Annotated in this window: 20 protein-coding genes and 4 pseudogenes; 18 read left to right on the top strand and 6 right to left on the bottom strand. The window is 70.7% G+C overall.

All coding sequences use genetic code 11. The features are described from left to right. The first annotated feature begins 225 nt into the window (after positions 1–225). From PV343_RS07020 to PV343_RS07010, 3 genes and pseudogenes are all read left to right on the top strand, one after another. Entirely contained in the window at positions 226–1,233 is a 1,008-nt protein-coding gene (locus tag PV343_RS07020; protein WP_319145891.1) for a DUF2278 family protein, read from the top strand. Between the two features lie 48 nt (positions 1,234–1,281). Continuing rightward, a pseudogene (locus tag PV343_RS07015) lies at positions 1,282–1,526 on the top strand (IS5/IS1182 family transposase); the annotation flags it as partial. Between the two features lie 106 nt (positions 1,527–1,632). Continuing rightward, on the top strand, positions 1,633–2,358 hold the full coding sequence (locus tag PV343_RS07010; protein WP_319145890.1) for a dienelactone hydrolase family protein: 726 nt from the start codon (positions 1,633–1,635) through the stop codon (positions 2,356–2,358). 248 nt (positions 2,359–2,606) lie between these two features. On the opposite strand, the gene PV343_RS07005 is transcribed toward PV343_RS07010, so the two are convergent. Continuing rightward, positions 2,607–3,089 (bottom strand): MarR family winged helix-turn-helix transcriptional regulator, encoded by a 483-nt coding sequence (locus tag PV343_RS07005; RefSeq protein WP_319145889.1) that lies wholly within the window; start codon positions 3,087–3,089, stop codon positions 2,607–2,609. Between the two features lie 50 nt (positions 3,090–3,139). Here PV343_RS07005 and PV343_RS07000 point away from each other — a divergent pair, with 50 nt between their 5' ends. From PV343_RS07000 to PV343_RS06980, 5 genes and pseudogenes are all read left to right on the top strand, one after another. Continuing rightward, positions 3,140–3,553 (top strand): nuclear transport factor 2 family protein, encoded by a 414-nt coding sequence (locus tag PV343_RS07000; protein WP_319145888.1) that lies wholly within the window; start codon positions 3,140–3,142, stop codon positions 3,551–3,553. 660 nt (positions 3,554–4,213) lie between these two features. Further along, positions 4,214–4,886, top strand: a pseudogene (locus tag PV343_RS06995) (adenosylcobinamide amidohydrolase). 214 nt (positions 4,887–5,100) lie between these two features. Then, positions 5,101–5,592, top strand: coding sequence for a DUF2975 domain-containing protein (locus PV343_RS06990; RefSeq protein ID WP_319145887.1), 492 nt, complete (start codon positions 5,101–5,103; stop codon positions 5,590–5,592). Then, complete coding sequence (locus PV343_RS06985) at positions 5,592–5,813, top strand: helix-turn-helix domain-containing protein (RefSeq protein ID WP_319145886.1); 222 nt, start codon at positions 5,592–5,594, stop codon at positions 5,811–5,813. The genes PV343_RS06990 and PV343_RS06985 overlap by 1 nt, the downstream gene beginning before the upstream one ends. Before the next feature lie 33 nt (positions 5,814–5,846). After that, positions 5,847–5,999: pseudogene (locus PV343_RS06980) on the top strand (GNAT family N-acetyltransferase); the annotation flags it as partial. Between the two features lie 535 nt (positions 6,000–6,534). Here PV343_RS06980 and PV343_RS40340 read toward each other — a convergent pair. Then, positions 6,535–6,702, bottom strand: a pseudogene (locus PV343_RS40340) (CU044_2847 family protein); the annotation flags it as partial. A gap of 567 nt (positions 6,703–7,269) precedes the next feature. On the opposite strand from PV343_RS40340, the gene PV343_RS06975 reads away from it, so the two are divergent. From PV343_RS06975 to PV343_RS06930, 10 genes are all read left to right on the top strand, one after another. Then, the gene (locus PV343_RS06975) at positions 7,270–7,437 is read left to right on the top strand and encodes a hypothetical protein (RefSeq protein ID WP_319145885.1); all 168 of its coding nucleotides are present in this window, start codon (positions 7,270–7,272) and stop codon (positions 7,435–7,437) included. A gap of 195 nt (positions 7,438–7,632) precedes the next feature. Next, complete coding sequence (locus tag PV343_RS06970; protein ID WP_319145884.1) at positions 7,633–9,216, top strand: radical SAM/SPASM domain-containing protein; 1,584 nt, start codon at positions 7,633–7,635, stop codon at positions 9,214–9,216. Between the two features lie 106 nt (positions 9,217–9,322). After that, entirely contained in the window at positions 9,323–11,206 is a 1,884-nt protein-coding gene (locus PV343_RS06965; RefSeq protein WP_319145883.1) for a carbamoyltransferase C-terminal domain-containing protein, read from the top strand. A 34-nt stretch (positions 11,207–11,240) separates the two neighbouring features. Next, the gene (locus tag PV343_RS06960) at positions 11,241–12,143 is read left to right on the top strand and encodes a phytanoyl-CoA dioxygenase family protein (RefSeq protein WP_319145882.1); all 903 of its coding nucleotides are present in this window, start codon (positions 11,241–11,243) and stop codon (positions 12,141–12,143) included. Next, positions 12,136–13,419, top strand: a complete 1,284-nt coding sequence (locus PV343_RS06955) for an MFS transporter (RefSeq protein ID WP_319145881.1) — start codon at positions 12,136–12,138, stop codon at positions 13,417–13,419. The genes PV343_RS06960 and PV343_RS06955 overlap by 8 nt, the downstream gene beginning before the upstream one ends. Positions 13,420–13,422: 3 nt before the next feature. Beyond that, positions 13,423–14,358, top strand: a complete 936-nt coding sequence (locus PV343_RS06950) for an NAD(P)/FAD-dependent oxidoreductase (protein ID WP_319145880.1) — start codon at positions 13,423–13,425, stop codon at positions 14,356–14,358. Positions 14,359–14,401: 43 nt separating this feature from the next. Continuing rightward, entirely contained in the window at positions 14,402–15,319 is a 918-nt protein-coding gene (locus PV343_RS06945; RefSeq protein ID WP_319145879.1) for an Inducer of phenazine A, read from the top strand. Positions 15,320–15,330: 11 nt separating this feature from the next. Further along, positions 15,331–15,519 carry a hypothetical protein gene (locus PV343_RS06940; RefSeq protein WP_319145878.1) on the top strand — a complete coding sequence of 63 codons (189 nt, stop codon included), beginning with the start codon at positions 15,331–15,333 and terminating at the stop codon, positions 15,517–15,519. A 1-nt stretch (position 15,520) separates the two neighbouring features. After that, positions 15,521–17,386 carry a carbamoyltransferase gene (locus tag PV343_RS06935; RefSeq protein WP_319145877.1) on the top strand — a complete coding sequence of 622 codons (1,866 nt, stop codon included), beginning with the start codon at positions 15,521–15,523 and terminating at the stop codon, positions 17,384–17,386. Then, positions 17,364–17,537 (top strand): hypothetical protein, encoded by a 174-nt coding sequence (locus tag PV343_RS06930; protein ID WP_319145876.1) that lies wholly within the window; start codon positions 17,364–17,366, stop codon positions 17,535–17,537. Before PV343_RS06935 ends, PV343_RS06930 begins: the two co-directional genes overlap by 23 nt. 20 nt (positions 17,538–17,557) lie before the next feature. On the opposite strand, the gene PV343_RS06925 is transcribed toward PV343_RS06930, so the two are convergent. The 4 genes from PV343_RS06925 to PV343_RS06910 all read right to left on the bottom strand — a co-directional run bounded on the left by PV343_RS06925 (position 17,558) and on the right by PV343_RS06910 (position 22,349). Continuing rightward, the gene (locus PV343_RS06925) at positions 17,558–18,181 is read right to left on the bottom strand and encodes a class I SAM-dependent methyltransferase (protein WP_319146030.1); all 624 of its coding nucleotides are present in this window, start codon (positions 18,179–18,181) and stop codon (positions 17,558–17,560) included. Positions 18,182–18,572: 391 nt separating this feature from the next. Then, complete coding sequence (locus PV343_RS06920) at positions 18,573–19,841, bottom strand: MFS transporter (RefSeq protein WP_319145875.1); 1,269 nt, start codon at positions 19,839–19,841, stop codon at positions 18,573–18,575. Further along, a complete protein-coding gene (locus tag PV343_RS06915) occupies positions 19,838–20,518 on the bottom strand; it encodes an ArsR/SmtB family transcription factor (RefSeq protein ID WP_319145874.1) in 681 nt (226 codons plus the stop codon). Before PV343_RS06915 ends, PV343_RS06920 begins: the two co-directional genes overlap by 4 nt. Before the next feature lie 661 nt (positions 20,519–21,179). Beyond that, positions 21,180–22,349, bottom strand: a complete 1,170-nt coding sequence (locus PV343_RS06910; protein ID WP_319145873.1) for an alanine--tRNA ligase-related protein — start codon at positions 22,347–22,349, stop codon at positions 21,180–21,182. Between the last annotated feature and the right edge of the window lie 104 nt (positions 22,350–22,453).

Raw genomic sequence — 22,453 nt, 5'->3', positions numbered from 1 at the left:
GGGAGGCCGGCCTGCGTCGCGGTTCGGCTCGCACCTCACCCGACAACCGCATCGGTGGAACAGCACCCGGGTGAAAGCACGAGGACAGGATCATGACGAACGGCGGGACGCACCCCCGTGCTCCGAACCCGGCCGTACTGCGTCTCCCATGACGTTTCGTCCCCCACCGCCGGAGTGCCGACCTCGGAGCGTCCGGGCCGGCCGGAGATGAGAAAGGTGATCCAGATGCCACTGAAGAAGTACGGAGTGCTGGCCGCCCACGTAGTCGACAGGCGCCGGGAAGGGCACAGTGGCACCCCGCACTACCAGGTCCACCTTGTCGACGACACGGACACGCACTACCGCGCTGCCGTCAACGTGCAGTCACAGCAGGCCCCTTCGGAGCTTTTGTACCTGGCTGACGACGACTTCCACCATCCGCTCACCGACATGCTCCCGGCCGCCGGCAGCGGCTGGACCGGGCTGCCGTCCCAACCAGGAGCGGCAGGCCTCGACTTCATCCGCGGCAACCTGTTCGACCCCGCCAAGATGCGGTTGCTGCCCCCGGACCTGCCGGGTCCTGACAACGACCTCGCCGACCTGCTGGACCACTACATCCAGCGGGCGATCAACGACCCGGCCATCTGCCTGTACGCCTTCGGCCAGCGTTGGGGCCGCGAAGAAGGCAAGCCCGACAAGATCTTCGGGTTCGAGCCCGGCAACGGCGTCCATGACATCCACATGAACCAGGGCAACAGCGGCCGGTTCCACGGTGACGACGGGGTCTGGCAGGACGGCGGACTCCTGCTGCACCTACCCGGGGAGTCCCGTTGGGTCGGGATCTTCCTGGCCTTCCAGTCTCAGGCATGGCACACGGACGACACCACCGGCCACGCCATCGAGACCGCCCCCCGTCGCACCGACGAGGGACGAGTCCCTGTGCGGATCGTGGCTGCGCTGGTCGATCCCCTCGGGCCTGGACAGGAGAGCGAAACCGTCACCCTGATCAACACCTCCCGTACCCCCGTCAGCCTCACGGACTGGCAGCTCGCGGATCAGGAGAAGCGCAGGCTCCCCCTGCCCGACGTCAGTCTTCAGCCCGGCGAGACCCTGACCGTCCCCGGTTCCGGTGACTTCCACCTGGGCGACGGCGGAGGGGCCATCACCCTCCTCGGCCCTGACGGCCTCAAGGTTCACGGCGTTTCCTACACCGCCCGGCGAGCCGAGCCGAAGGGCGAGACGATCACCTTCTGATCGGGGACCGGCGACCACTGCTCATGGCCGGGCCGACCGACCGTGCGGTCATTCGCGCACGCCTACACCAGCGCGGACATCGAGCTGCCGGCCGCCCGTACCTCGGGGCTATGCGTGCTCTGCGGGAGGCGGACTCCGACTTCGTCCTGCAGGACATCCCCCTGGCCGAGTGCGACCGCCTCGGTGACGGCCGGGCCGACTACTCGGCCAAGCACCGTCGGCACGGGGTCTGCGAGCAGCGGCGTTCGGTGCGCCCGCCCTTCGGGCGGACGGCGGTTTGTTCACAGGCTCTGAGCTGAACTGCTGACAGGGTGGTTCCGGAATACGCCAGAGACCTGCCTTCTGCCAGCGGCAGAGCACCGGCCCGACCTGGCTCGACGATCACTACAGTCCAGGCTCATGACGACGGTTACAACGCGCACGATCGAATACGCGGCCGACGGCCTGACGATGTTCGGGCATCTCGCGCTCCCGGCCGGCGTCGACCGCCGGCCCGCTGTTCTGGTCGGCCCCGAGGGGATGGGGCTCAGCGACGTCGAGCGCCGCCGGGCCGATGCGCTCGCCGAGCTGGGATACGTGGCGCTGGCCTTCGACCTCCACGGCGGGCGCTATCTGGGCGACCCTGAGGAGATGCTTGCCCGTTGCATGCCGCTGCTCGCCGCCCCCGACCGGATGCGAGGCATCGGCCACGCGGCGCTCGACGTGCTCCGCGCCGAGCCGCGGACCGACCCGGACCGTATCGCCGCCGTCGGCTACGGCACCGGGGGCGCAATCGCGCTGGAACTCGGGCGCGACGGTGTCGACCTGCGCGCGATCGCGACAGTCAACGGACTGACCACGGGCCGACCAGGCGAGACGGCGCGCATTCACTGCGCAGTGTGGGCCGGGGTCGGGTCGGAAGACCCGATCATGCCGCCCGCGCAACGGGACGCATTCACTGCCGAGATGCAGGCTGCGGGCGTTGACTGGCGCCTCGTGGTCTACGGCGGCGCCTTGCACGCCTTCCATCACCCACCGGTCGACCACATCGTGCTTCCTGGGGTCGGTTTTCACCCTCGGCACGCGCAGCGAGCTTGGCGGGACGTCGTCGACCTGCTCGCCGAGTGCCTGCCCGTGACGGAGTGACTTCATCCCCGCACCTGTTCCCAGCTGCTCGGGTGCCCCAACTCCTCAGCTGTACCCGGCCACAACCGCTGCCGCCCCAGGCGCAGGAGACGACTTGGTTGCTGCGCTCTGCGACGGTGATCGGACGGCCGGGGGAGCCGTCTTGGCCCTCCTCGTGTGAGCGAGCCGTACGCCTGCGAGGGTGGGCTCGCGTGAAAGGCCCCGGACAGGCCCGATGGATGAGCGCCGGCGTGATCGCAGCCGGTTCGTCAGCGTGGTGGTTTGATGTCGCGGCGGTGGATTGCTGCTGTGCCTCCCAGTCCGTCCAGAAGGTCGACGAGTACGGTCCGGGCTGTTTCGAAGGCTGTGGCGTCGCAGCGCTGGCGCAGGCTTGCCTCGAGTCGTTCCCTCGCCTGCCGGGCGGCGCTGACGGCTTGCCTGCCGCGGCGGGTCAGGGCGACGTGGCGGATGCGGGCGTCGTGAGCGCTCGGTGTGCGTTCGACGTAGCCGAGCCGCTCCAGTTCCGCGATGGCCTTGGAGGCTCCCTGCTGGGTCATGTCGAGCCGTGCTGCCAGGTCGCTCACGGTCGGCTGCGCGTCGATCAGGTGCTGGAACACGTACCCGTGGGACGTCCGCAGGTCGCCGAAGCCCTGCGAGGCGAGGTCTTCCTGGATGGCATGGGTGGCGGCGAAGCCGACGAAGAGAGAGAGGCTGCCGATGTCCAGGTCGGATGGATGAGGTGAGGCGTGCATGCTTACAGCATCCATTTGACAACCATGGTTGTGCAACTAAGGTTGTGTACATGAGGTCACTCGACGAACACCCCAACCTCGGCACCGCTGTCCGCTACCACGAGGCGGTGGCCCGACTGGCGGCACCCGAGGAACTCGAACGGTTCCTGCACCCGGACATGGTCCACACCCAGCTGCCCAACTCGCTCTTTCCCCGCGGCCTCGAGCGTGATCTCGCGGCGACCCTCGCCGCATCGACGCAGGCCCGCACGCTGCTGGCCGGTCAGCAGTACGAAGTGATCAACGCGGTTGCATCCGGTGACCAAGTGGCGCTCGAGGTCAAGTGGTCCGGGACACTGGCCGTCTCGTTCGGGGAGCTGCCCACGGGACATGTCATGCGCGCACACATCGCGGCCTTCCTGGAATTCCGTGACGGCAAGATCATCGCTCAGCGGAACTACGACTGCTACGAGCCCGTGGCTTGACGTCTCATAAGGGCCGCCAAGGCGGAGATCCACCCCACTCCCCACTCCTGGCCCACTCCCGGCTTACGGACGCGAGTTTCACCGATCGCCGCTACGAACTGGAACCCCTCTCTGAGGCCGGCGGCATGTCCGCGTCCGGCTCCGGCATCGCCTGCAAGCAGGTCGACGCCGTCGCCCACCAGGTCGGCGGGGAGCCCGATGGCCGCCACCTCGTCCGCCGGATTGCACGGGCCGACAAGGCTGCGGGCCGTCCTGTGTGGCTATGCAGCGCATGGTGTGCCTTCGCCACCGCCCTGTATGCCGCAGTCCTCCCTCGCCCATCGAAACCGCTGGCCCGTCGTCGGCGGGCCGGCAGCGGTGATCCTGCCGTCGTCCTCGTGTGCGCTGCCCGAGGCGGCATGCCGCACCGGAAGCGCTGACCGGTCGGGTGAAGGTCTGCCCGCCGGCAACCTGAGGAAAAGGGCGCCGGCGAGCCGGAGTCAAGGTCGGGCAGGGTGTCGTCCGCGGCTGCCCTGCGCACGTCTGCGACCACGGCCCGGTCGGCCCTCGTGCTGGTCTGCGGCGCAGTCCTGTGCGGAATCGCGCGTGGCCGCCGCCCCCGCCCCGGCGAACTGTCCGTACGATCGGCCGATTCAATCCATCCTGAGGAATACCTGCCAGGTGAGTGCCGTCGTCCTGTCGTCCCGCGACATCGCTCGACTGCTGCGGGTGCAGCAGCTGTCCCGAGTCGAGGACGGGCAGAGGCTGCACGCTCTCCTGTGGCGGCGGGGCCCGGATGGCGGATGATTAGCAGCGCTGTTCTTGGCGGAGGCATCGGGGAACGTTCCTGGATCCTCAACGCGCAGGTCTCCCACGGTTATCGGCGTTCCGATCCGGCCCGGCACCTGGCCGTACTTGCCGATGAAGCCGGCGCGCACGGCGAGGGGCTGGGGCTGATGACGGCAGCCGACGTGCGGGCATACGGTACGACGGCGGAGTCGACGCGGTGGCGACCGCGGGCCTTGGAGTACGGGGATGGGCCGCAACCGGCCGAGGGCCCCTGTCCCGCTGCGGGTGGGCACGGTCAACATCGTCGTGGCCCGCCCTTCCCGTGGCGCTGTCCGACGCGGCGCTGGTCAATGCGGTCGCCACGGCCACCGAGGCCAAGGTGCAGGCGCTGGTCGGGGCCGGCTATGACTGCTCCGGCACACCCACCGACGCGGTCTGCGTGGCCACACGTTCGCCCCGTCCGGGCCACGACGTCCACGCTTTCGCCGGCCCCCGCTCCCTGTGGGGGCCCTGCTGGCACGGGCCGGTCCACGCGGCCGTATACACCACGGCCGCCCCGTCCTGACCTGACCTGACACACCGGACAGGCGTCGTTCACTTGCGGCGGCACACGACCGGGTGGCTCGGCCCGCGTCGCCGTGCATCGCGAGGGTGCGGCGGTGCCCCGCCATAGGGCGAGTCCGGCCGCCCGCGTCCCAGCCCTTCCGCCTGCGTCCCAGCTCTTGCTTTCCCTATCGAATATCAATAGATTCTCGTCGTAAATCGATGGAAGGACGGGCATGGGAAAGCTGACCGTGGGAGCGCTGCGCGCCGTGCTGGTGGTGATGCTCGCCGGCACCGGATTCGTCCAGGCCGGGATGGTGTGGGCGCTGGTCACCGGGAGCGATCCGGAGGACGGGTCGCTCCCGCTGACCCCACTGCGCGTGATCACGATCCTGGGCATGGTGTCGGTCCAGGTCGTCGTGGTCTGCGTATGGCGGCTGGTGTCTATGGTGCGACGTGGAACCGTGTTCTCCCACGCCGCCTTCCGATACGTGGACATCGTGATCGGCGCGATCGTGGCGGCCGCTCTCGTGTGGTTCACGGTGACGGCCATCAATGCGCCGGGCCAGCGGGACGACCCGGGCGTCACCCTCATCATGGGCGGGGTCGGCGTGGCCATCCTGGGGGTCGCGCTCATCGTGCTCGTGCTGCGGATGCTGCTCGCCCAGGCCGTCGCGCGTGACGTCGAAGCGGCTCGGATGCAGGCCGAGTTGAACGAGGTGATCTGATGCCGATCATCGTCGACATCGACGTGATGCTGGCCAGGCGGAAGATGCCCGTGGGTGAACTCGCGAACCGCGTGGGGATCACGCCCGCCAACCTTGCGGTACTCAAGAACGGCCGCGCCAAGGCGGTGCGCTTCACCACGCTCGCCGCGCTGTGCGAGGTGCTCGAATGCCAGCCAGGCGACCTGCTGCGCTGGGAGACCGAGGACACCGCAGGCGAATAAGCCGCGCCTGCCGACGGACGCGTCATCACCGACGGCGTGGTAGCCGCGCTGATCAAGGTCGCTGCCGAAGGATGCCGTGCCGCTGGGTGCCATTGGCTGCATGTCGGCTTCGAGGAGCATCTGCGGTCGTTCTACTTCGATGCCTGTGGCCTCAAGGAAACAGCGGCAGGACTGATCGCCTTGTGAAACCTTTGAACCGGCCTTGCTCGAACAGCGCGTGCCTGGGGCCAAGGCCCCCGAGGTTTCAGGCGCACCCGCCAGGTCCAGGTGCGGCAGTTGTGGTCGGCGGCCTCCACGACGAAGGCGGCAGTTAGCCTGATCCACGTGAGGGTGTCCGGTTCGAGAACGGCGTCCTGATCGAGCGGGAGGGGCGGCCGCGTGGGTGAGATCGCAAGCTCGGGCGGTTGTCGTAGCAGCGTGGAAGTACAGATCGAGCGGGTCATCGTTGCCTCCCTCGAACAGGCCACCGTCCACGTGCGCTGCAGGCGTCACCGCCCTCGTGCTGCTTCGAGAAGAAGGCGTCCAGCACCTCGCATCGGGCACCCTGGCCTCCGGACGGCAGGTCATCGAAGGCGCCAACCCGTTGTCTTGCCAGTGACCGCTTGCCAGTGACCGCACGAGAAGAGGGAAACAACCGCGGCGTGCCGACTTCGTGGAGCGAACTCCACGTGCGCTAGGACTTCCCAACTGTCCGCGGCAAACGTCACGGTGCGGTCCGCTCCTAGCACTCCAACTCCACCGTGAAGGCCGACGCGCCGCGTGCCTTGCCCACGACCGCCACGACGGAACCCGATTCCAGGGCGAACTCACAGCCGAACTGCACACGCGTGCGCGTCGCATGCGCCTCGCGTAGTCGGCCGACGACAGCCCGGGTCACCCCATCAATCCGTCCAGGGCATCCTCGAGACGCTGACGGCCTCCGCCGATCTCGCGTTCCGTCCCGTAGCGGTGACCGACTTCCTGCACGGCCACATTGGCATCAACCGCTCCGCCACCGGAAACGGCCGCGCCTCCTCGACGAACTCGCCCGCGTCATCGTTGCGGAGGCTGTGGGTGGTGCCGTTGAGCTGGTAAGGGCGCAGGTCGTTGATGGTGCGGCCCTCGCGGCCGAACGCAGGCGTGCCGGCCGAAGTAGTTGTCCAAGCGATTCGACCGTCGGCTCGACCTGGCGATCATGCGCCTGGCCCTCGGCCGGTCGGGCCGGAGTGGCCGGAATGGATCCGGCGCGCGGGAATCACCCTGGCGCATGGATATGCGCCCGAACACGTGGCGTCATGCGGGGAATGCAGGTGAATCGGAGCACAAGTGCGGCGCACGCCGAAAACGTAAAGATCGATTCCGTCGGGCGGTCCGACGGAAACGATCTCTCAATCATGACCGATTGAAGCCTTATTGGATGTTGCCTGCATCTGCTTCAGTGGAGCGCATTGTGAATCACACCCACTGAGGAGGTCACATGGCCGAAGTCAAGAAGGTGGTCCGTCCTGCGGTCACCGCGTCGTCCCGTCCGTGCGCGTTCGTGTCACCGGACAAGGGCAACGCTCCGACCATCACTCCGGTCCGCAAGCAAGTGGAGACCGTCACGGCCACCGCTGAGCAGCGGAAAGAGTGCGAACCGGCCTAAGGGCTGAGGTACCCCGGGGCCCGCCCGCTGGCCGGGCCCCGGTCTGTCGCGCGGGCCGTGCCGGGAGCGGGAGCGGTCCGTGGCCAACGACTGCGCGCCGGGGTGTTTTTCGCCGACGCCTTGCCGTTCGCCGCGCACCGAGCCGCGATGCGCGCCGCGCCGGAATTCGTGACACGCAGGGAGAAGTCTTCAGCCATGCAGAATTCGATGTACCAGTCCTCGCGCTACGTCCGCACCCTGCGCGCCGTGGACGACCGGGATTTCGCGTCATTCGGAGGCCGACTCGATTCATACGCGGACGACGAGCGAACCATGGCCTTTCATTCACTCTTCGGAAATGCGCGGCTGATCGACCGGGACATCGTGGACCTCCTCAAGGAGGCCTCCCAGGGCATGAGCTGGGACCGGCTGCGGGAGCGGGTCGACGACGCGTCACTGCGGGACCTCGTCGAGGCCCGATTCCTGGTCGAGGCGGGCCACGACGAGGCCAGGGAGATCGACGCGCTGCTGGAGAGCAGGCAGGGCGCGCTCAGCACCGGCGTGTTCCACTCCTCCATCCAGCTCGTCCTCACCAACGCCTGCAACTTCTCTTGTCAGGGGTGTTTCGCGTACAACTTCGACGGTGGTGTCGAGGAGCGCAACACCTCAGGGGAGTCGGTGAAGCCGGGTCCGGTCCTGGTCGAACTGCGACGCTCGCGCGAGGACACGGCCCCCGTCCGTCAGGACTCGGGCCCGACCCTCGCCAAGGGCGACTGGAACCACGGCTCGGACGAGGGCCGCAACCCCTCGATGCACATGTCCCGCGAGGTGGCCGAGAAGACCGTCGAGGAGGCCATCAGACTGCGCAAGGCCAACGGCGGCGGCCACCTGACGGTGTCGTTCTTCGGCGGCGAACCCACCCTGGCGCGCGGCACCATCCTGCACGTGTTGCGCACCTTCGGCGACAGCCACGACGGGGTCACCCTCTCCTACGACCTGACCAGCAACGGCTCCCGCATCGACGAGGAACTCCTGGCGGCCCTCGCCGAGCACCGCGTGGACACCACCGTCTCCATCGACTACCTGGTCCCGGAGACCGGCGAGTTCCGCGGCGGGCAGCAGCAGCGCACTCCGTGGGCCGTCGTCCGCAAGGCGATCCTCGACATGAAGGCGGCGGGCGTCCCGGTGAGCATCACCTCGGTGCTCTCCCAGTACACATGGGACAAGTGGGGCACCCCGCTCATCGACTTCGTCGCCGAGGCCGGACTCGACAGCCTGGACGTCATCGTGTCGTTCCAGGCCAAGGAGTTCTTCCAGAAGCACAGCCCGCACGATGTGGCGCAGCGGCTGCTGGCCGCCGTGGACTACGGCCGCGAGCGCGGCGTACAGCTGAGCGGCTACTGGTACCAGACCTTCCAGATGATCATCGACGAGGCCAAGTGGGCCGAGCAGGCCGACTACAAGACCTGCCCGGCGGTCGGCCGCCAGCTCTCCATCGAGCCCAACGGCAGTGTCTTCGCATGCAAGGCGACCGCCCGCAAGCTGGGCACGATCGACGACTGGCGCGCCATCTTCTCCTCCGCCGCCTACCAGGATTACGGCATGCGGGCCTACACCAACGGTCCCGGCTGTCAGGGCTGTGAGCTGCAGGGCACCTGCTCGGGCGGTTCCGCCGGCGCGCTGGAGGAGGAGAACGGCTCCATCCAGCTGATGTCGCCCGGCTACTGCGCCTACATGCGCGAGGTGGTGCAGGGCCTCCTGGAGCGCCATCACACGCAGAGCCTCGCCACCCTTTCCTGACCCGGCCCCGACGCTCCCCGCACCGGGCCGCCCCGCGCGGCGGCCCGCCAAGCCACGACCCGGCCCCCGCGACCTCGGTCCGGGCCGAGGAAGGGTGACTGGTTCCATGGCAACGATCGGTATGCACTTCGGCCACGACGCCGGTGCCGCGCTCACCGAGGAGGGCGGGTACCACGTCATCGAGGCCGAGCGCCGCCTCGGCCTCCGCCATGTGTGCGGCGGCAACGGCGACTTCCCCCGGGCCGCCGGCGAATGGCTGGCGGAGCTGAGGGCGCGGGCGGCGGGTCCGGTGACCCGGATCGCCGTGGCGGACTGGTACACGCCCAGGTGCGAGGTGCTCCCGCCGGCCCTGGTCGAGCTGGTCAACGAGGACGCCCGCTGGACGGCCACCGGCGGCACGGGTCTCGCCGACGCGGTGACCCGGGTGATCAAGACCCTGGACTGGCCGCTGGCCGAGGAGTTCGACGACGTCACCCTGACCGCGGTGCGCCACCATTACGCGCACGCCGCCCTGGCCTACTACACCTCCGGGGCCCGCCAGGCGCTGGTGCTCGCCCTGGACGGGACCGGCAACTACGCCGAGTGCGGCATGGTCTGCCTCGGCGACGGCGACCAGCTCACCCCGGTGATGTCCTTCACGAACCGCACCGGGCCCCGCTTCGGCCTGGTCTACGAGGCGCTCGCCCGGCGCATCCACGGCAGCCAGTTCGACACCGGCAAACTGCTCGGCCTGACGGCCACCGGGGACACAGACCTCTCTCTGCTGCCGGTCCTGCGCGCCATGCTCGTCCCGCAGTCCACCCGGCGGGCCTCGCCGGACCTGTACGAGCGGCTCGACGAGGACCTGCTGACCGGGACAGCGCTGCGCTACGCCGACACCTGGTGGGAGTACGACCCGGTCAGCGGCGGATATCTGGACGCCGGCCTGGCCGACTCCTCGGACGACGACGTCGTGCACTCTTTTGGGTCGGTCTTCCCCGACGAGATCCGTACCGCGGACGGCCGCACCACGCCGGTCGGCACCTCCCCCGACGAGCGGGTGTGCCGGGACCTCGCGGCCACCCTGCAGACCGCCGTGGAACGGGACCTGACCCGGCTGGTCATCGGCATCAGCCGGCGCTTTCCCAGCTACGCCACGCTCTGCTACGCCGGCGGTTGCGCGCTCAACATCACCGCCAACAGCCTGCTCGCGGAGTCGGGCCAGTTCACACGGGTGTCCATCCCGACCTGCTGCGACGACTCGGGGATCGCGCTGGGCGCGGCGCTGGCCGTGGCCGACCCCTCCGACCGGCCGGCCCTGCTGGGCCGCTCGGGGTGGGCGCCGCTGGCCTACGCCGGACCACCGCTGCAGGGCCTGGACGAAGCCGACGGCGGTCGCAGGCCCCGGGCCGACGACCTCGCACGGCGGCTGACCGAGCTCGGGCTGGCCGTGCGCCGCACCGACGACGAGGAGAAGTTCCTGGAGAGCGTCGCCGAGTTGCTGGCCGGCCGGCGCTGTGTGGCGTGGCTGGAAGGCGGTATGGAGACCGGGCCGCGCGCGCTGGGTCATCGCTCGCTGCTGGTCTCGGCCCACTGGAGCGGCGCCCGCAGGTACGTCTCGCAGACGATCAAGCAGCGGGAGTGGTTCCGGCCGGTCGCGCCGATCTGCCCGGAAGAGGTGGCCGACCAGTACTTCACCGGGCCCCTGGACCACACCGAGGCCATGCTGTTCGCGGTTCGGGTGCGGCCCGACCGGGCTCGGCAGCTCGCCGAGGCACGGCACATCGACGGCACGGCCCGGCTGCAGACCGTACGGCCCGTCGAGCACCCCCTGCTGCACCGGCTGTGTCACGCGGTCGGCGCCCGCACCGAGCTGCCGGTGCTGATCAACACCAGCGCCAACGGCGGCGGACGCCCCATTCTCAACCGCCTCGACGAGGCGGTCGAGTTGCTCCTGGAGACCGAGCTGGACGCCGTGGTGCTGCCCGAACACCGCCTGATCGCCGAGTGAAACCCGATCCCGTACAGCACCCTGGAGAGTGTTTGTGGCCGCCATCCAACTGCGAGACATCCACAAGAAGGAGCCGCTGCGCGTCCTGTCCCCCGCGGACTGGAAACAGTGGGTCACCCAGGGTTATGTGATCGTCCGTCAGGCGGTGCCGCCGGAGGCGGTGGCGGCCCTCGTCGACGGCCTGAGCTCCTTCCTCGACATGCGCCCCGACGACCCCTCGACCTGGACCTCGCCGCACACGGGCAACGACCGGTTGCCGGGCCACAGCGGACTGGTCGAGATGTACAACCACCAGGCGCAGTGGGACGTCCGGCAGACCCCGCGCGTCTACGAGGCGTTCGCCGACGTCTGGGACCGCACGGACCTGTGGGTCACCATCGACTTCGCGAACGTCAATCCGCCCAACCGGGGATCGCGCGCTTTCGACGGGTTCGTCCACTGGGACGTGGACACCTCGGCCGACCCGCTGCCGGTGAGCTGCCAGGCGGTGCTGTCCCTCACCCACGGTGACGAGGAAATCGGCGGCTTCCAGTGCGTGCCGGAGATCTTCACCGAGTGGGAGAAGTGGGTCAGCGGCCAGCCCGCCGACCGCGACCCCTTCACACCGGACATCACCGGCTACTCGGTCACCACACCCCGGGTGGCGCCGGGTGACCTGATCATATTCAACAGCCTGCTGCCGCACGGCGTGCACCCGAATGTGTCCGAGTCCCGCGTGCGCATGGCCCAGTACCTGACCATGGCGCCCGCCTGGGAGGAGAACGCCGAACTGCGCGAGGCGCGGGTGCGGTTCTGGCGGGACCGGATCCCGCCGCATCCGCCCGAGGGCGGGATGCGCAAGGACGAGTCCGAGCTGTACGGACGGGCGGCGCTGAGCGAACTCGGCGAGCGACTGCTGGGCCTGCGCACGTGGTCCGAGGGGAGCATTGTTGGCTGACACCGCCAGACAAGGGACCGGTCACGACCGCCGGGCGGACCTGGGCCGACCGTTCCGGTGGCTGTGGGGCTCGGCCGCCGCCTCCAACGCGGGCGACGGCATCACCCGTACCCTGCTGCCGCTGCTGGTCGTCGCGCACCATCCCGAACCGGCGGCGGTCGCCGGGCTGACCACCGTCAACATGCTGCCCTGGCTGCTGTTCGCGCTCCCCGCCGGCGTCCTGGTGGACCGAGTGGACCGGCGCCGGATCGTGCTGGGCAGCAACCTGGTGCGCGCGGCGGCCCTGCTCGGCGCGATGCCGGTGCTCGCCGCCCACCGACCGCTTCCGCTCCTGTACGCGCTGGCGTTCGTGCTCGGCATCGCCGAGACCCTCGCCGACACGGCGGCGCCCGCGATGCTGCCGCGCCTGGTGGACGAGCGGCAGCTGGAGCGTGCCAACGGGCGGCTGTCGGCGGCCCAGATCCTGCTCAACGAGATGGTTGGGCCGCCCGTCGCAGGTCTGCTCGCCGGCCTGGCCGCCGCCGCGGCGCTGGCCACCGGCGGGATGCTGTACGCGCTGGCCGCGCTGCTGCTCGTCGGCCTCTCCCCGCTCGCCCGCGCCCGCCACCGGTCCGCTTCGGCCAGGGCGCACGGCGGCGTGCTGCGCGACATCCGGCAGGGCCTCCGCTTCGTCCTCGGCCATCACACCCTGCGGCTCACGCTGGCCGCGAGCGCCCTGTACGGCCTGGTGTTCTCGGCGACCTTCTCGATGCTGGTGCTGTTGAGCGCGCGCGCCCTCGGGCTGAGCGGGACCGGGTACGGGCTGTTGCTCGCCGCCGGGTCGCTGGGCGCCGTCGCGGGCAGCTGGCTGGCGCCCCGGGCCGCCGACCGGCTGTCCACCGTACGGCTGGCCCGGTGGTCCCTGGTGGCATCCGGGGCCGCGTACGTCGCGCTGGGGCTGGGACGCCAACCGGTCCTGGCGGCACTGGCGCTGGCCGCCAACGGCGTCTTCATGATGGGCTGGAACATCCCCGTGATGTCGCTGCGCCAGCGGCTGACACCGGAGGACCTGCAGGGCCGGGTGATGAGCGTGTCCCGGCTCTGCTCCTGGGGCTCCATGCCGATCGGTGCCACCCTCGGCGGCCTGCTCGCCGAAGCCCTCTCCGTGCCCGCCGTGTTCGAGGTGTGCGGGACCGTCCTGGCCGTCGGCGCGCTGTTGCTGCTCGCGCCGCTGCGCGAGGACCCGTCCCCGCTCGCCGATCCGCCCGCGAACAGCGACCTACTCGACAAGGGGTGACCATTGGACACACAGCTCTACGACACGGTGATCGTCGGAGGCGGCCCGGCCGGCCTCAACGCGGCGCTGTATCTGGGACGTTCGCGCCGCCGTGTACTGCTGATCGACTCGGGCGACGCCCGCAACATGGCCGCCGGGGTCATGCACAACGTCCTCACCAACGACGGGTCGACGATCGCTGACTTCCGTGCCCGGTCCCGCGCCCAGCTCGCCTCGTACGACGTGACGTTCCGGGATGACGAGGTCGTCTCCGCCGAACCCGACGGGGACCGTGTGGTGGTCGGCACCAAGGAGTCCGGCACCTTCCGCGCCCGCACCCTGCTGTACGCGGCCGGTGTGCGCTCGGTGCTGCCGCCGGTCCCGGGCCTCGCGGACCTGTGGGGCAGGTCGGTCTTCGAGTGCCCGTACTGCCACGCCTGGGAGGTGCGTGAGCGCACCTTCGCCGTGTACGGGGGCAACGTGCCCAGCGAGTGTCTGGCCGCGACGCTGACGGTGTGGTCCGACACCATCACCTATCTCACCGATCGGCGCGAGCTGCCGCAGGACGAGCGGGACCGGCTCGTCAAGGCCGGCGTGCCCGTCGTCGCCGACCAGGTCAGGGAGCTGAGGCCGCACCCCGAGGGGGTCGAGGTGGTGTTCGCGGACGGCCGGTCCACGAGCTACGGAGCCATGTTCCTGCACCTGGACATCGAGCCCCGGGTCGCCCCGCTGCGTCCCTGGCTGCAGGCCCCGGACCTGGAGTCCGTGCAGACCGACGAGCGCGGCCGCACCAGTCTGCCCCGGCTGTACGTGGCCGGCGATCTCGGCCGGAACATGCAGCAGGCCGCGATGGCCGCCGCCAGCGGCGGACTCGCGGCCATGGCCGTCAATGCCGACCTGATCCGGGAGGACCGCCCCGGCTCGCTGCCCGAGCCGCCGCCCCCGGCGCCGGCTCGCTGAGCGCCCGCCGCCCACTCACCCACGCCACGGGAGCCCCTTCGCGATGACCTCACCCCGCGCCGAGTTCACCCCGCACATGGAGCACTACACCTTCTTCCTCGAGGACCAGCCCTACCTGGGGTACTTCCAGTACGGCAACGAGAAGACCCCCGTCTACACCACCGACCGGCACGGCTTCCGGGTGACACCGGGCCCCGGTGGGCTGCGGGCGACGGTCGGCGACGACCGCCCCGACGGCCCAGCACGGGTGCTCGCGGGCAGTTCGGCGGTCTTCGGCGTAGGCGCCACCGACGACACGGCCACGATCAGCGCGCGGCTGTGGCAGACCCACGCGCCCCGGCTGCCGTGGCTGAACATCGCCGGGCAGAGCCACAACTCGGCGCAGGAACTGATGTTGTTCACCCTGTTCCTCCACGAACTCCCGCCCATCGAGGACATCGTGCTGCTCTCCGGCGTCAACAACCTGGTGCTCAGTCGGCTGCCGGAGGAGAAACAGGGCCGGCACGGCGCCTTCTTCGACTGCGGTCCCGCCCCCGACGTCGTACCGCCCGCCGACCAGAGGGTCACGCACGCGGCCCAGTTGACCCTGCGGCACCTCGGCGGGTGGAAGACCCTGGCGGACGGGCTCGGTGCCCGGCTGACCTTCGTGCTCCAGCCGCTTGCGCCGTGGGTGCGCGAGAAGCCGCTGCCCCGGGAGAAGCTGCTCTTCGAGGAGCTGGACGAGGTCTCCAACTTCCGCCGTTTCCACAACGACATCTCCACCATGGCAGTGGGTCGCGCCTACGCGGAACGGCTGGCCGCCGGGTGCGCCGGACTGGACGTGCCGTTCCTGGACATGAACGTGGCCATGGCCGACGCCGCGGGGCCGGAGGACTGGCTGTTCATCGACCGCGTGCACTGCACCGACCTGGGCTACGACCTCGTGGCCCGGCAGCTCGCGGACCGCCTCGACCTGGCGTGAGGAGCCCCTCGATGCGTGACCCGAAGCACGACGACCGAGGCCCGGCACCCGCCTCGGCCGTCCGACGCCTGGCCTCCTGGCTGCGGCACCGGAGCCGAACCGAACCCTCCCACAGCGCCCCGCCGGACCCGCCCGCCGTCCCGCCGTCCCGGCTGCGGCCGCAGCCCGAGGACGACGCGTCCGTCTACCCGCTGTTCTGACATGGGGATCAGCCCGGCCGGCGGCTCGGACGGACCGGTCCTCGGCATCTCCGCCTACTACCACGACAGCGCGGCCGCCCTGGTGGCGGGCGGCACCCCGCTCGCGGCGGCGCAGGAGGAGCGGTTCACCCGGCGCCGCCACGACCCGGGCTTCCCCGCGCACGCCGTCGGCTTCTGCCTGCGCGAGGCCGGGCTGCGCCTCGACGAGCTGGCGGCGGTGGCGTTCTACGAGGACCCGGCGCTGAAGTTCCGCCGCGTCGTGGCGACCTGGCTGGCCACGGCCCCGCACGGGTTCCCGGTGTTCCGCCGGGCGTTCCCGCAGTGGGCCGGATGGAAGCGGCGCGCCCTGGACGACGTACGGGCACGGCTCGGCGACTTGGCGAAGGGGCGCCCGCTGCCGCCGGTGGTGGCGCACCGGCACCACACCTCGCACGCCGCCTCGGCGTTCTTCCCGAGCCCCTACCCCTCGGCGGCGGTGCTGTGCGTCGACGGAGTGGGGGAGTGGGAGACGACGACGCTGTGGCATGGTCGGGGCACCAAGCTGGTCCCGCTGGCGCAACTGCGCTTCCCGCACTCGCTCGGCATGCTGTACTCGGCGTTCACGTACTTCTGCGGCTTCAAGGTCGACTCGGGCGAGTACAAGCTGATGGGCCTCGCGCCCTACGGGACGCCGCGCTACGTGCCGCTCATTCGGGAGCGGCTGATCGACGTCAAGCCGGACGGCTCGTTCCGGCTCGATCTGCGGCACTTCACGTTCCAGTACGGGCGGACCATGGTCGGCCGGGCCTTCGAGGAGCTGTTCGGGGGACCGCGCAGGGCCCCCGAAGGTCCCCTCACGGAGCGGGAGTTCGACCTGGCGGCCTCCGTGCAGCAGGTGACCGAGGAGGTGATGGCCCGGCTGGCCCGGACGGCCCTGGAGCGCACCGGGGAGCGACGGCTGTGCCTGGCCGGTGGCGTGGCGCTCAACTGCGTGGCCAACGGCCGGCTCCTGGCGGATGGGGTCTGCGAGGAGTTGTGGGTCCAGCCGGCGGCCGGGGACGCGGGTGGGGCGCTCGGCGCCGCCCTGGCCGAGTCGCACCGCCGGGGAGCCCCCCGCGCCCATGTGACACGGGGAGTGGACGCGATGGCGGGGGCGCTCCTCGGCCCCGCCTGCTCGGACCGGGAGATCGAGGAGTTCCTGGCCCGGGGCAAACTCCCCGCCGTACGGCTGCCGGAGCGCGAGCTGGTGGAGCGTGTCGCGGCGGAGCTCGCGGCGGGCCGCGTGGTGGGCTGGTTCCAGGGGCGGATGGAGTTCGGGCCACGGGCGCTGGGCAACCGATCCATCCTGGCGGACCCCCGCGATCCGGCCATGCAGTCCACGCTCAACCTGAGGACCAAATTCCGCGAGTCCTTCCGGCCGTTCGCGCCGGCGGTCCTCGCCGAGGACGCCAAAGACTGGTTCGACCTGGCGCAGGAGAGTCCTTACATGTTGCTGACCGCGCAGGTCGCCGCGGCCCGCCGGCGCGAGTGCGGAGCCGAGGCCGAGGGCGCGACGGGTCTGGAGCTGTTGCGGGTGCCGCGCTCGACGATCCCAGCGGTCACCCATGTCGACGGCTCCGCCCGGGTGCAGACGGTAACGGCCGGGCACAACGAGCGGTTCCACGCGCTGCTCACCGCCTTCCGGGCGCGCACGGGCTGCCCGGTGCTGGTGAACACCTCGTTCAACGTGCGCGGGGAGCCGATCGTGCGCGACGCCGCTGAGGCATACGCCTGCTTCATGCGCACGCGGATCGATTTGCTGGTGCTCGGCGACTTCCTGCTGGACAAGCGCGACCAGCCCGAATGGCGGGAGGAGGACGACTGGCGTGCCGCGATCCCGATGGACTGAGCGGCTGGGGCGGATGGGGCTGGCCGTGCTGTACTTCGCGGTGGTCACGCCGGCGGGACTGTGCCTGCGGGTCGTGCGGGACCCGCTGCGCCGTTCCAGGGACGACCGCCGGACGAGCTATCTGACCCGCCCGGTGCCTCCCAGGCGGTGACTCCGTGCCGGACTACGAGGTCAGCGTGCGTCCGGGCTCGTCGCCGAGGTCACCACCACGCGTCGCGTCCCGAGTACGAGGACGCGTGAGTCGGCCTCGGTGAAGCCGCATTCCGTCGCCCAGGCAGTTGCCTCGTCCGCGGTGCGGGGCAGTGGCACATCACGGGCGACGTGCGTCGCGAAGCGCCCCGACGGGCGGAAGTGCGTGGCCAGCGGCAGCGTGAACCCCACCCGGCCGCCCGGCCGAAGGGCGCGCAGCCAGTCGGCCGGCGCCCGGCGCCCCAGGAAGTGCAGCGAGGAGGCGCAGAGCACGGCGTCCAGGGAGTGATCGGCGACCGGCAGCGGTACGGCGTCGGCGACCCGCCAGTCGATCGCCGAAGCGAGTCCCTGGTCGGCGGCGCGGGCCCGGCCCGCCGCCACCATTCCCGCGGACAGGTCGACGGCGAGAACGGCCCGGGCGGTGGCGGGTCGGGCCCGGGCGAGTTGCAGGGCGACGGCGCCCGCTCCGCACGCCACGTCCGCTATCGCATCTGCCCTCCAGGGGGCCATCCGCTCGATCAGCGCCCGGGCGATCTCTTCGTGGTGCGGGTGGTCGTAGCTCTCGGCCAGTTCGTCGAACGCTCCGGCCAGCGTTGCACTCTCCATCACCGTCTGATCCTAGGCCAGGCCGAACTCCCGGTCGCACGCGTCGACGTCGGCGCGAACGTCGGCATGGCACGGAATTACGCCGTCACGTCGCTGTTCCGTAGCGTGTGCGGCGCACCGGGCGGGGTCGGCATGCGGTGGTCGCCAGACGGCCGTCAACTGCGGGCCGTTCACCCCAAGCCCCACGTCTCCCCGCCGCAGGGAGGCTGAGGCAACGAACGAGGAGAGAGAACCGCAAGGGCCATGGCGAAGGAACGAGTCACCGTCTGCGTCCCCCCGGTGGGCCCCGGGCGACGTGCCCGAGGCGATCGGTGCCGCCATGGCCCCGTACGACTACAACCGTGACTTCGCCGCCGGCGATCCGGAGCGGCGTGGCTCACGCCCTCACCTCCTAGGCGGTCGTGGCTGCCGTCTTTGCTGCCGGGGTGGCGGTCTGCAGGGTGCGGGTGCGGGGGATGGGGGAGGGCAGCAGCCACAGGACGGACAGGGCTCCGCCGATGGCGGCGACGGTGAGGGTGCCGCGCAGTCCGATGGCGGTGGCGAGGCCTCCGCCGGCCAGGGCGCCGAGGGGTCGTATGCCGTAGTTGACGGTGGTGTAGGCGCCGGCAACGCGGCTGCGCAGGGCGTCCGGGGTGGCGCCGACCTGCACGGAGTTGAGGTTGACGTCGAAGAGCATGACGCCGAAGGAGGACAGCGCGCAGGCGGCCGCCAGTACCCCGGCTCGCAACCACACCGGGCCTTGCGCCGCCCAGACGAGAGCGAGGGGTGCAGGGAACAGGACGGCTCCCACGACGATGCTGCGGCCCACCCCGATGAGCCGGGAGATCGTGGGCGCCCCCACCGCGCCGAGGAGGCCGCCGACGGCGCCGAGGCCGAACACCGAGCCGATCAGGCCGGGTGAGAGCCCCAGGTCCCGGTCGGCGAACAGCACCAGAAGGCCGGTGCCGGTGAGGAACGTGAAGAAGTTGACGGTGGTGGCGCAGCCGAGCCCCGCCCGCAGGACCGGGTGCCGCAGCACGTGGGCGAGACCCTCGCGGGCGCCGCTCATCAGCCGCGGGTGACCGGTGCGGGAAGCCGGGGGTTCCGGGATGCGGATGGGACCGATGAACAACGCCGAGGCCAGGAAGGACAGCGCGTCGGCGACCAGGGCGACCGGGGCGGTCAGGAGTTGCACGAGACCACCGCCGAGCGCCGGTCCGGCGACGAAGGACAGTGAACGGCTGGCACTCAGCTTGCTGTTGGCGTCGACGTACGAGGACGCGGGCACGAGGCGGGTGAAGAACGAGGGGTAGGCGGTGGTGAACACCACTCCGGCCAGGCCGGTCAGCAGCGCGACCGCGTAGAGCTGACCGAGGGAGAGCACGCCGAGGAGCGCGGCGGCGGGGACCGTCAGCAGGAGCACCGCGCGGACCACGTCGGCCGCGACCATGAGTGCGCGTTTACCGACCCGGCGGTCGACCCAGGCTCCGAGGAGGACGGCGAGCAGGTTCGGGGCCCAGACCAGCGCGGTAAGCCAGGACACCTGGGCGGCCGAGGCGTGCAGGGTGCCCACGGCGATGAGTGGTAAGGCCAACTCGCTTATTCGGTCTCCCATTTGTGAGACCGCTTGGCCGGACCAGAAAGCCCGGAATCGGGAGTCGCGCCACAACGATGTCGTCACCGTTCCGCCCCCGTCCCGCCGTCCGGCTGGCTCACGCCTTCCGCGCCTTCCGCGTCCTCCTCGCCTCCGGAGCCTTCAGAGCCAGGGCTTCCCTCGGTACCCTCCGACCCCTCGGGCAGTGCGTACAGCAGCATGCGTACGCCCCGGCTGCCCGCCGGCCGGTCGGCACGGTCGCGGGTGACGTAGGGGGCCAGGAGTTCCTCCATGGCGTCGCGCAGTGTGGCCAGTTCCTCGGCCGACACGACGATCCGCGTGTTGGCGGCGCCCACGGACCGCGCCCACTCGGCGTCGAGCAGCGGCTCGGTCTCGGTCAGCCAGCGCAGCGGAAGTTCGGCGGAGCGGGCGAACATCTCGCCGGACAGCACGCGGGCCGCCGCCCGGCCGTCCTCGTCCTCCGGCATGTCGAAGCGGAAACCCCGGGCGAGCGCGGCCCAGCGCCGCTCCCGACGGTCGGTGGCCCCTTCCGCGTCCCGGATCAGCCCGAACCCCGCGAGGTGGCGCAGATGCCAGCTGGTCACCGATGGGGTGGCCCCGACGTGCGGGGCGAGCTGGGTGGCAGTGGCGGGACCGTGCCGCTGCAGCCGTTCCAGGATGGCGAGCCGCACGGGGTGGGCCAACGCACGCATGGCCTTGGGGTCGTTGATCTCGAGGTCGCCGTACCGGTTGGTCGAGTCCATGGTGTGAGAGTGTCCTCTCACACATTGTGAGAGTCAACTCTCACGTTTTCCCTAGATGGCACGCACGGTGATCGTCCGGAAGGCCCGGGCATTTCGTCGACGACCGCTATCCGTCGTCCTCACTCAGTCGCCGCACGTACTACCGCACCCCCGGCATTCAGCCCGGCCCCGCCCGATGGACCGCCACGGCCTCCGCCTCCGCCCTGCGATCGGAGACCGGCACCGAGGTGCGCCCGGCGCCGTGTGCCGCGCCCACACTCCAGCCCTCGACCGTGTGACCCGCCGCGCCTCCGAGTAGGCATCACTCACCGTTCAGGCAGGCCCTGTCATGACCATTCCCGACCCGGCCGCCATCGGCCCGGCCGCCACCGGGACCGACGTCCTGTGGCAGAACCTCACCGATGCCCCGAGCGCGCTCGCGGCCGCCGGGCAGTTCCGCACTCCCACAACCTGTACGCACTGCGCAACAACCGGCAGCACCATCCCTGCACCAGTAGCGCGCACGCCCACGTCCCCTGGACAATCCTCGACCTCCCCGCTGGTGCGTTCATCGTGTCCGAGCGGGACAGGATGCTCAGCGGCGCGCACGGCCGTGCGGCCCTCCCGCCCGGCCGCGGTGGTGTGCGGACTTCGTCGCCCGCGGACAGGACTCCGTCGCACGTCACTCCCGCCGAAGGATCGTCGACACGAGGTCGCGGGGCAAGCCGTGGGTGTCGTGGAGGTAGTGGAGGTCCTCGTCCGACAGCGGGCCCCGGAAGCGGGGGCGGGCGAGGACCTGCTGGCCGCGCCTTAGGAGCCGGCCGAACCGGTGCTCCTCCTCCAGCAGCACCCGTCGTACGTCGGCTGTGTCCCGCCGCTGCCGGAAGTGGTCCAGGGCGTGAGTGACCGGCTCGTCGGGCAGGTCGCCCAGGCTGCGCGAGGGGTCGTCCCGCCACAGCACCGTGAGCACCCGCCGCAACAGGCGGCGCAGCACATAGCCCCGCCCGGTGCCGGCCGGGCGCACCCCGTCACCGATGACCACGACGGCGGAGCGCAGATGGTCCATGACCAGCCGCAGCGACGGTTCGTCCAGCGGCCACAGGGACGGCACATGGCGGCGCCAGGGGTCGAAGACGTCGCAGTCGAACACGGACGAGCCGCCCTGGAGGAGCGAGGCGAGCCGCTCCACGCCGAGTCCGGTGTCGATATTGCGCTGGGGCAGCGGCACGAGGGAGCCGTCCGGGAGGCGGCGGTGCCGCATCATCACGTGGTTCCACACCTCCACCCAGCGATGGTCGCGGGTGGGCGTCGAGATGGGCGGGGTGTCACCGGTCCACAGGAAGACCTCCGAGTCCGGACCGCACGGGCCGACCGGTCCGTTGGACCACCAGTTGTCCTCCCCGGTGAGCTCGACGGGAACGCCGCGCTCCTGCCACAGCCGCTGCGAGGCGGTGTCCGGCCCCGTCCGCTCGTCGCCCCCGTGGACAGTGGCGTGCAGCAGACCGGGATCGATGCCCAACCCCTCGGTGAGCAGGCCGTACCCCCAGTCGAGACTGGCGCGGCCCTCGTAGTCGCCGAGAGACCAGGTGCCGAGCATCTCGAAGACGGTCAGGTGGGTGGTGTCGCCGACCTCCTCCAGGTCCGTGGTACGCAGACAGCGCTGCACGTTGACCAGCCGTCCGCCCAGCGGATGGGGCCGCCCCTCCAGGTATTCGGTGAGCGGATGCATGCCGGCGGTGATGAACAGAATGGGGTCGCCGGGCGGTGGCAGAAGCGTCGAGCCGGTGATCCGAGGGTGGCCGCGCTCCTCGAAGTACTCGACGAATGTGCGGATGAGCTGCTCGGTCTTCATGGGGTGGCTCCTTCGCGCCGAAGCGGGGAGGCACACCGGACAACGGGACCGTGCGATCGTCACACCGGGGCGGAGAGTTGCGAACGCCACGGAACCACCGACGG

Source organism: Streptomyces sp. WI03-4A, from assembly GCF_033792105.1.
Lineage (GTDB): Bacteria > Actinomycetota > Actinomycetes > Streptomycetales > Streptomycetaceae > Streptomyces > Streptomyces collinus_A.
The sequence above is the reverse complement of the archived record's forward strand: the minus strand, read 5'-3'. Positions and strand labels throughout refer to the sequence as shown.